Raw genomic sequence first — 7,772 nt, 5'->3', positions numbered from 1 at the left:
TTTCATACGGGACATCCCTGTCCCGATGAAAAACGGCCCGCATCCCTGCGGGCCGCCCTCCGGGTCTTCGTTTGCCTTCGCTAATGCGAAGCTGCGCACAGCCACAGCCACAGCCACAGCCACAGCCACAGCCACAGCAACAGCAGAATCTTCACGCCGAGCAACGGCCAACACTGGGGCTCCGCGGAGTCTCGCTTGCCGTTGCCGATCCAGCCCCGCTCGCGGTCCAAGGCGGGGTTACCGATCACAGCAGCGCCCACCGTTCGCCCCCTTTGTTGAGGGGGGCGTGCCTGCGCAGCAGGCGCGAGGGGATTTGCTCTTGCTCTTGCCGTTGATCTCGCCTTACTTGTCCGCCGGCGCCTTCTTCGCAGCGGAAAAATCGCCGGCGGTATAGACGCTCAGCTGCTCGGGCTTGAGGTGCTTGCGGATCGCCGCGTTGACCGATTCGACGGTCAAGGCCTTGAACTTCGCGTCGAGGTCGGCCGAGAACTGCATGGTGCGGCCATAGAACAGGTTGCTGGCCAGGCCGGCGGCGATCGCCGGATCGGAGGCGCGGGCTTGTTCGCGCTGGGTCAGCAGGCCGGACACCGCGTCGCGCAGTTCGTCGGCGCCGACGCCGTCCTTGATCAGGCGTGCGAGTTCCTCGCGCATCGCGCGTTCGACCTTGTCCAGGTTCTGCGGCGCTGCGATCGCTTCGATCGACCAGTTGCCGGCGTCGTCGACGCCGCTGCGGCTGCTGTCGGCGTCGAGGTCGCTGCCGACGCCGTAGCTCAGGCCCTCTTGCTGGCGGATGCGGTCGCCCAGGCGCGATTTGATGGTGCCGCCGCCAAGGATGTAGTTGGCCGCGACCAGGGCCGGGAAGTCGGCATCGGTGTCCTTCAGCGACAGGTTGGCGCGCGCCAGCAACACGCCGTTGGGCTTGTCCGGGGTGTCGAAGCGGCGCTGCTCGGCGGCGACCGCGGTGTAGCGGGTGTCGATCGGCGCGAACGCGTGCTTGGGGCGCCAGTCGGCGAACAGGCTGCGCAGTTGTTGCTTCAGCGCGACCGGGTCGAAATCGCCGACCACGCTGATCTGGCCTTCGGCGCTACCGTACAGGTCGCGGTGATAGGCGCGGACGTCGTCGACCTTGAGCGCCTTGATCGCCGCCAGCGACTCGTCCAGGTTCATCGCGTGCAGCGGATGCCCGGCCGGCCAGGGGTCGAAATGCAGGGCCATGGCGATGCCGGCGATGCTGCCGGGCTCCTGGCGCGAGGCCTCCATGCCGGTGATCGCCTGCAGGCGGTACTGCTCGAATTCCTTGTCCGGATAGGTCGGCGTGCGCAGCACCTTGGCCGCCAGTGCGAGCGCTTCGCCGAGGTGCTCGCGGCGCGTGGTCAGGCTGATCCGCGCCGACTGCATGCTGCCGCTGATGCCGACGGTGGTCTTGAGCGCTTCGAAGCGCTCGTCGATCTGTTGGCGGCTCAAGCCTTCGCTGCCGCGCATCAGCAGGGCGCCGGCGATGCTGCCGGCGACTTCGCGGCCTTTCAGTGCGGCGAGGTCGGCGAAGTTGAACGAGGCCGAGACGGTGACGGTAGCGCCGCGGGTCTTTTTCGGCAGCAGGGCGAGCTTGAGTCCGCCGCCGACGCCGGTGTCGATCGTGACGGTCTCGGTGCGGGCCTGGATGTTGGCCGGGGTCGGGTCGAAATGTTCGCCGGCCTCGATCGCGGTCTTGCCGGTATAGCCTTGCAGTACCGTGGCGGCGCTCGGTGCGGTGGGGATCTCGACCCGCTGCGGCGCGTCGGTCGGGACGAAGCGACCGAAGGTGCGGTTGCTCGCGGTCAGGTAGCGGCGGGCGACGCGGTTGACGTCGTCGGCGCTGACTTTTTCGAGCGCGTCGCGGTAGTGGAAGTACAAGCGCCAGTCGCCGGCGACGACCGCGTCCGACAGGCCCATCGCGACGCCGGAAACATTGGTGTAGGCCAGCTCGAAACCGTTGCGCAGGCGCTGCTTGGCGGCCTCGACTTCGGCGGCGGTGACCGGCTGGCGTTCGATCTGCTCGAGCTGGGCGATCAGCACCTGTTCGGCCTTGACCGCATCGCCGTCCTTCGGTACCGCGGCGAGCGCGCTCATCAGGCCGGGGTCCTGGCGTTGCTCGCTGCTGCCGCCGACGCTCGCGGCCAGGCCGCTTTCGACCAGGGCCTTGTGCAGGCGGCCACCCGGCACGTGGCCGAGCACCTCGTCGAGCACGCCGAGCGCGGCGGCATCGGCATGCGTGCCGGCGGGCACGTGGTAGGCGGCCATCAACAGGCGGATGTCGCCGACCCGGCGCACGGTGACGTCGCGCTCGCCGTCCTGGGCCGGGTCGAGGGTGTAGAACTTGCGCATCGGCTCGGACGGCTTGGCGAGCGGGCCGAAATGACGCGCGACCGCGTTCAAGGTGGCGGCGGGGTCGAGCCGGCCGGCCAGTACCAGGGTGGCGTTATCGGGCCGGTACCAGGCGCGGTAATAAGCCTGCAGACGCTCGATCGGCACGTTTTCGACGTCGCTGCGCGCGCCGATGGTGCTGTTGCCGTAGTGGTGCCACAGGTAGGCGGTCGAACGCACGCGCTGCATCAGCGCCGCGACCGGGCTGTTCTCGCCGCTCTCCATCTCGTTGCGGACCACGGTCATTTCGCTGTCGAGGTCTTTGCGGGCGATGTCGGAATGCAGCATGCGGTCGGCTTCCAGGCCGAGCAGCCAGTCCAGGGTGGCGTCGTTGGCCGGGAACGAAGCGAAGTAGTTGGTGCGGTCGAGCGAGGTCTCGGCGTTGAAGCCGATGCCGCGCTTCTTCATCTCGGCGGGAATATCGCGATGGCGCGGCGTGCCCTTGAACAACAGGTGTTCGAGCAGGTGGGCCATGCCGGTCTCGCCGTAGTTCTCCTGCAGCGAGCCGACGCCGTAGATCAGGTTGACCGTCACCGTGGGCTGGCTGGCATCGGGAAACAGCAGCACGCGCAGGCCGTTGCTCAAGCGGTACTCGCAAATGCCCTCGACGCAGGGGCCGGCGCTGACCCCGGCCGGCGGCTTCGGCGATTCGGCCTGGGCCGGCGACAGGGCCAGGCCGAGGGCGAGGCCGAGCGAGACGGCGAGCGGGGCGAGACGGATGCGGTAGTGAGGCATGAGAATCCTGAAATGTTCGATGGCGCAGGAGCGCTTGATGTTCGGTGACGCTGCGGGCGTTGAATGCCCGATGGGCGCTCTGTGAGCGTTGAATGTCTTATGGGCGCACTGTGAGCGTTCGGCGTAATAAACGAAGATAGCGGTTGATTACCCTAGCGCCTGTGTACGGCCTCATGAACCCGACGTTCAGTTCGACCCCAGATTCAGACGCCGGCCCGCGCGCGGACGTGGCCGCCGCCGGCTTGCCGGTGTTGTACGCCGACGAGACGATCGCAATCATCGACAAGCCGGCGGGGCTGATGGTTCACGACAGCGCGCTCGCGCGCGGCGAGACCGACTTCGCCGCCGACCGCCTGCGCGCGCAGTTCGGCCGGCCGATCTTCCTGGTCCACCGCCTCGACCGCGCCACCAGCGGCTGCCTGTTGCTGGCCTTCGATCGCGAAGCGGCCTCGGCCCTGGGCAAGGTGCTGATGTCGCGCGAAGTCGAGAAGGACTACCTGGCAGTTTGCCGAGGTTGGCCGGCCGAGGATGCGTTCGAGGTCGATCACGACCTCGACGGCGGGCCCGGCAAGCCGGTCAAGAAACCGGCGCAGACCCGTTTTCGTTGCCTCGGTCGTACCGAGCTGGCCTTGCCGTCGGCGGGTTTCGAGACCTCCCGCTATGCGCTGCTGCTGGCGCAGCCGCAGACCGGGCGCTTCCGCCAGATCCGTCGCCACCTCAAACACCTGTCGCATCACCTGATCGGCGATACCAGCCACGGCGACGGCCGCCACAACCGCAGCTTCCGCATGCTCGGCATCCATCGCATGTTGCTGCACGCGCAGCGCTTGTCGTTCCTGCACCCGCTCAGCGGCGAACGCATCGTCGCGGTGGCGCCGCCGGACGCGGAGTTCGCCAAGGCCCTGGCCTTGTTCGAGGCGCCGCCCGCCGTTTAAGGGCGACGCGCCCCGACCCGCGCGCAGTTCCCTCCGTTGGCAAAGGGGGCAGGGGGACTGCTCCTGCGCCTTAGCGACGAAGCCGGCTCAGCCGCCCGCCGCAGGCTGGGGCGCGCTGGGAGGCGCCGGCGGTGCAGGCGGTGCCGGTGCGGTCTTGCCGTCGCCATCGACGATGTCCTTGACCTCGTCGCGCAGCTCGCGCTGCATGCGCTCGAACATGCTCCTCATCAGCGGCTGCATTTCCTGCATGGTCCGGCCCATCGCCTGCGGCATCTTCTCCATGATGCTGCGCCCGGCCGGGCTGCCGTAGAAATCGATGATGGCCTGCACTTCGGCGGCATCGAAGGTTTCGCCGTAGACCTTGCGGTAGATCGGCGCGACGGCCTTCCAGTCCAGCATCTGCTCGACCATGCTCATCTGTCGGGTCAGGCTGCGCGTGAGCGCTTCGCGTTGCTTGTCGTCGAGCCGGTCGCCGGCTTCGGCCACGGCCATCATCTCGGCCGATTCGCGCATCTGCTTGAGCATTTCGCCCTTCATGCGCTCGTAGTTCATCGACTGCATGAGCTGGTCGATCTGGGCGTCGCTCGGGCGGGCGGCGAACGCCGGCGCCGCGCACAGCGCGGCGCTCAGCAAGGCGATGGAAAGACCGCGGGACAGCTTGATCATGGGTGTTCTTCCTTGAAGGGGGACGGCATCGTCCGTGGCCGCGCGCCGGCCGTCAACGCGGCCGCCGTCGTGGGGTTTACCGGGGTCGCCCGAACGCCGAGGCGATCAGGGGCGGCGTTCGTACTGGCGATAGACCGGACGCGCGGCAGCGTTGGAGGCCGCATTGAGCAGGTCCTGCAGGAAGGCGTCGCGCAACACCTGCTTCGGTGTGCCCGAGCCGTAGCCGTTGCCGCCGCCGGCGCCGTAGCCCTGCTGCGCCATCTGCTCCAGCACGCGGCGGCCCTCCGGGGTGCGCGACAGCTGGGTCAGCGCCTGCAGCTCGGAGGCGCTGAAGCCGCCGTTGCTCTGCTCGAAGCCGTTGCGGTCGTAGACGTTGCCGTAGGCGTCGCGGCCGTAGTTACTGTCGTCGTAGCGGTTGTCCCGGCGACCGTCGTCGTACTGGCTGGCCGTGGCGGCGCTGGCGGCATTCTGCAACTGCTGCATGAAGCCGCTCTGCACGCCGGCGTACTTGCGCAGGATCTCCTGGTCGGTCGAATTCGCCGGCCGCCCGACCACCGCCTCGGCGATGGCCTGGGCCGATTGCAGGGTTTGCCGCTGCGCGCGCGGCGAGGCGATGGCGTCGACATTGGCCGGGTCGAGGTAGGCGTCCTGCGCCGCGGCCGGCGCCGCGGCGAACAGTGCGGCGAACAGTGCGGCGACCATGACTGTTGCGAGCCGGACCGCTGTGAGCGGGGCTGCGGCGAGCGAACGGGGCAGGCGCTGGCGCATACGGACTTCCTCCTTGGACCGGTCCCGGCATGGTCCGCCTCGCCTGCGGCCGCGTCAACGACGGCCGGCACAGCCGCCGGCCGCGGTCAAGCCCGGCTTCAGCCGCGGTTCGCCCGGGCCCCGTCAATGCCGCGTAATGGACGCGACCGCGCTCCGGTCTACAATCGCCGGCGGAGGAGAGCATGGTGGATCTGTCGATCACGATTCCCGAACAGGAATTGGTCGAGCGCTTCGTGCGTTCGACCGGTCCGGGCGGGCAAAACGTAAACAAGGTCGCGACAGCGGTGGAGTTGCGCTTCGATATCGCGCAATCGCCCTCGTTGCCCGACGCCGTGCGCGAACGTTTGCTGAGCAAGCGCGACCGGCGCGTGACCACCGAGGGCGTGCTGGTGATCAGCGCGCAGCGTTTCCGCACCCAGGAACGCAACCGCGAGGACGCCCGCGTGCGCCTGGCCGCCTTCGTCGACAGCGGCCTGCGCGCGCCCAAGCCGCGCATCGCCACCAAGCCCAGCCGCGCTTCCAAGGAACGCCGCCTCGGCGCCAAACGCGAACGCAGCACGACCAAGCGCGGTCGTTCGCAAAGTAATTGGGACTGACGGAGCACGCATGCAGCAGCCAGCCCGCGACGACATCGTCCTGACCTTGCCGCCGAACGTGCCGCAAGTGCGTTTCAACCGTTTCACCCGCTGGGTCGGTCGCACCATCCTGCGGCTCGGCGGCTGGCGCATGGTCGGCGCCTTTCCCGACATTCCGCGCGCGGTGCTGATCGGCGCGCCGCATTCGTCCAACTGGGACGGCGTCTGGGGGTTCGCGGCCAAGGCGGCGATGGGCCTGGACGTGAAGGTCCTCGGCAAGGACTCGCTGTTCCGCGTGCCTTTGCTCGGCGGTCTGTTGCGTTCGCTCGGGGTGATCCCGGTCAACCGCAGCGCCGCGCACGGCGTGATCGAGCAAGCCGCGGCGATGATCCGCGCCCAGGAACATTTCTGGTTCGGTCTCGCGCCCGAGGGCACGCGCAAAGTCGTCGAGCGCTGGAAAGCCGGGTTCTGGAAGATCGCCAAGGCCGCCGACGTGCCGGTGGTGCCGGCGTATTTCCACTACCCGGACAAGATCATCGGCATCGGCGAGGCGTTCCAGCTCGGCGACGACATGGATGCCGACATGCGCCGCATCCGCGACTGGTACAAACCCTGGCAGGGCAAGCACCACGGCACGACCTGACCCGATCTGACCTGACCGGCTGCGCGCCGGTTTCTGCGCGTTTATTCGGGCGTTTGCCGGCGCGTTAATTTGCGTGGACGCCCGGCGCGTTTGCCACCGGGTTTGCCGGCCTCGCCGGTGCTGTCGATCTGTTCGAGCTGCAGGCGCAGATCGTTCAAGGTCGAGACGATGTGGGCGCACAGCAGGTCGGCCACGCGCGCGGAGTCGCGCGCCAGCCAGGCCTCGAGGATCTCGTGGTGCTCGCTGCTCGCACGGGCCTCGCGGCCTTCCGGCTCCAGGTGCTTGCGCACATAGCGTTCGGCCAGTACCTGCAGGCGTTCGACCAACTGGGTGGTGACGTGGCGGCCGCCCGGCCGCACCAGCGACAGGTGGAAGGTGCGGTTGAAGCGCACCGCGCTGTGGACGTCGGCCTTCGAGGCTGTTTCCAGCGCGGCCAGCGCCGTCCCCGCGGCCTTGCGTTCGTCCTCGCTCGCTTCCAGACAGGCATGCGCGGCGGCGTCGGGCTCGATCTTCAGGCGCAGCGCGAACACTTCCTCGGCCTCGCTGGCGGTCATCGCCGGCACGAAGAAGCCGCGGTTGGGATGCGAGCTCAACAAGCCCTGTTGTTCCAGCCGGCCCAGCGCTTCGCGCAGCGGGATCTTGCTGATGCCGAGTTCCTCGGCGAGCAGCTCCTGGCGGATCGGTGCGAGCGGCGGAATCTGCGTCGACAAAATGCGTTCGCGGACCACTTCGAAGGCTTGGTCGGATAGCGAACGGGGGACGATGCTCATGCGTTCAGTCTACCCAACCGCCAGCGCCTGCGGCCTGCCCGCGGGCGAGGCGGCCGATTCGAATCCGGGCTCGCGAAAAGCACGGCCGGCGTCGGCGTCGAATGGGCGGTCTTCGCCTCAAGGCAGGGCGGTGACGCGGATCGCCGTCCGTCGGCGCACGGGCGTCTGCCTGGCACGGTGATCGTCTCCACAGACTGACGTCACGGAATCGGTCCAAATTAGCAGATAACGTATACGGTATACAAAATAGCCTGGCGACATGTCAGGCGTGTGACCG

At 68.3% G+C, this 7,772-nt stretch carries 8 protein-coding genes; 3 read left to right on the top strand and 5 right to left on the bottom strand.

All coding sequences use genetic code 11. The features are described 5' to 3' along the window. Positions 1-80 precede the first annotated feature (80 nt). Positions 81-248 (bottom strand): hypothetical protein, encoded by a 168-nt coding sequence (locus ACTJJK_RS20715; protein WP_440731141.1) that lies wholly within the window; start codon positions 246-248, stop codon positions 81-83. A gap of 94 nt (positions 249-342) precedes the next feature. Then, complete coding sequence (locus ACTJJK_RS20710; RefSeq protein WP_440731140.1) at positions 343-3,138, bottom strand: M16 family metallopeptidase; 2,796 nt, start codon at positions 3,136-3,138, stop codon at positions 343-345. Between the two features lie 173 nt (positions 3,139-3,311). Here ACTJJK_RS20710 and ACTJJK_RS20705 point away from each other — a divergent pair, with 173 nt between their 5' ends. Then, positions 3,312-4,073 (top strand): pseudouridine synthase, encoded by a 762-nt coding sequence (locus ACTJJK_RS20705; protein ID WP_081930703.1) that lies wholly within the window; start codon positions 3,312-3,314, stop codon positions 4,071-4,073. 87 nt (positions 4,074-4,160) lie between these two features. Here the strand turns inward: ACTJJK_RS20705 and ACTJJK_RS20700 are convergent, their stop codons facing one another. Both ACTJJK_RS20700 and ACTJJK_RS20695 read right to left on the bottom strand, forming a co-directional pair. Further along, the gene (locus ACTJJK_RS20700) at positions 4,161-4,739 is read right to left on the bottom strand and encodes a DUF2059 domain-containing protein (RefSeq protein ID WP_031371364.1); all 579 of its coding nucleotides are present in this window, start codon (positions 4,737-4,739) and stop codon (positions 4,161-4,163) included. Between the two features lie 105 nt (positions 4,740-4,844). Beyond that, positions 4,845-5,441 carry a hypothetical protein gene (locus ACTJJK_RS20695; protein ID WP_440731139.1) on the bottom strand — a complete coding sequence of 199 codons (597 nt, stop codon included), beginning with the start codon at positions 5,439-5,441 and terminating at the stop codon, positions 4,845-4,847. A 248-nt stretch (positions 5,442-5,689) separates the two neighbouring features. Between ACTJJK_RS20695 and arfB the strand changes: the two genes are divergently transcribed. Both arfB and ACTJJK_RS20685 read left to right on the top strand, forming a co-directional pair. Beyond that, complete coding sequence (arfB, locus tag ACTJJK_RS20690) at positions 5,690-6,103, top strand: alternative ribosome rescue aminoacyl-tRNA hydrolase ArfB (protein WP_031371362.1); 414 nt, start codon at positions 5,690-5,692, stop codon at positions 6,101-6,103. Positions 6,104-6,113: 10 nt separating this feature from the next. Further along, positions 6,114-6,725: a 1-acyl-sn-glycerol-3-phosphate acyltransferase gene (locus ACTJJK_RS20685; protein WP_031371361.1), complete on the top strand. Its 612-nt coding sequence runs from the start codon at positions 6,114-6,116 to the stop codon at positions 6,723-6,725. Between the two features lie 41 nt (positions 6,726-6,766). Here the strand turns inward: ACTJJK_RS20685 and ACTJJK_RS20680 are convergent, their stop codons facing one another. Beyond that, a complete protein-coding gene (locus ACTJJK_RS20680; protein ID WP_081930702.1) occupies positions 6,767-7,495 on the bottom strand; it encodes a GntR family transcriptional regulator in 729 nt (242 codons plus the stop codon). Between the last annotated feature and the right edge of the window lie 277 nt (positions 7,496-7,772).

The organism is Lysobacter sp. 22409, from assembly GCF_052045105.1.
GTDB classification, from domain to species: Bacteria; Pseudomonadota; Gammaproteobacteria; order Xanthomonadales; family Xanthomonadaceae; genus Lysobacter; species Lysobacter antibioticus_B.
Note: the sequence above shows the minus strand (reverse complement) of the source record. Positions and strands in the feature narration are given on the sequence as shown.

Coding starts and splice junctions, on each gene's coding strand:
- ACTJJK_RS20685 (WP_031371361.1), top strand. CDS start 6,114: ATGCAGCAGCCAGCCCGCGACGACATCGTCCTGACCTTGCCGCCGAAC.
- ACTJJK_RS20705 (WP_081930703.1), top strand. CDS start 3,312: ATGAACCCGACGTTCAGTTCGACCCCAGATTCAGACGCCGGCCCGCGC.
- ACTJJK_RS20680 (WP_081930702.1), bottom strand. CDS start 7,495: ATGAGCATCGTCCCCCGTTCGCTATCCGACCAAGCCTTCGAAGTGGTC.
- ACTJJK_RS20700 (WP_031371364.1), bottom strand. CDS start 4,739: ATGATCAAGCTGTCCCGCGGTCTTTCCATCGCCTTGCTGAGCGCCGCG.
- ACTJJK_RS20710 (WP_440731140.1), bottom strand. CDS start 3,138: ATGCCTCACTACCGCATCCGTCTCGCCCCGCTCGCCGTCTCGCTCGGC.
- arfB (WP_031371362.1), top strand. CDS start 5,690: ATGGTGGATCTGTCGATCACGATTCCCGAACAGGAATTGGTCGAGCGC.
- ACTJJK_RS20695 (WP_440731139.1), bottom strand. CDS start 5,441: ATGGTCGCCGCACTGTTCGCCGCACTGTTCGCCGCGGCGCCGGCCGCG.